The sequence below is a fragment of the Rhodococcus sp. R1101 genome (assembly GCF_000278445.1).
Taxonomy (GTDB): Bacteria; Actinomycetota; Actinomycetes; order Mycobacteriales; family Mycobacteriaceae; genus Rhodococcus; species Rhodococcus gordoniae.
This window is the reverse complement of sequence record NZ_AJVB01000972.1, coordinates 1-372: the sequence shown is the minus strand read 5'-3', so window position 1 is coordinate 372 and position 372 is coordinate 1. Positions and strand designations below refer to the sequence as shown.

Here is a 372-nt window from a genome sequence, read left to right as displayed (position 1 = left end):
CGTCGCTGCGAGCGATGATCGCGGGGATCAACAAGCTCGGCGCATGACGCGCCCCGTCCGGTGCGGGGAGTGCCTCCGCACCGGATCACCCGCGCCCCGGCCCGCCGCCGGTCCGGATCCCGGCCCGAACGGATGAAGGCCCCCTCCGAATTTCGAAGGGGGCCTTCATCCTCTGTGCGCGATACTGGGATTGAACCAGTGACCTCTTCCGTGTCAGGGAAGCGCTCTCCCGCTGAGCTAATCGCGCCGGCATCGTGATCGCCGGAGTGGAGCGGATGACGGGATTCGAACCCGCGACCCTCACCTTGGCAAGGTGATGCGCTACCAGCTGCGCTACATCCGCATGTGCACGTTCTTTCGGTGAACCGGATC

The 372-nt window shown here is 66.1% G+C and carries 2 tRNA genes; both read right to left on the bottom strand.

Features of this window, described 5'->3' with window-relative positions:
- Positions 1-175: 175 nt before the first annotated feature.
- A tRNA-Val gene (locus R1101_RS0125550) sits at positions 176-247 on the bottom strand.
- 20 nt (positions 248-267) lie between these two features.
- Positions 268-343 (bottom strand) — tRNA-Gly (locus tag R1101_RS0125545).
- Positions 344-372: the final 29 nt, after the last annotated feature.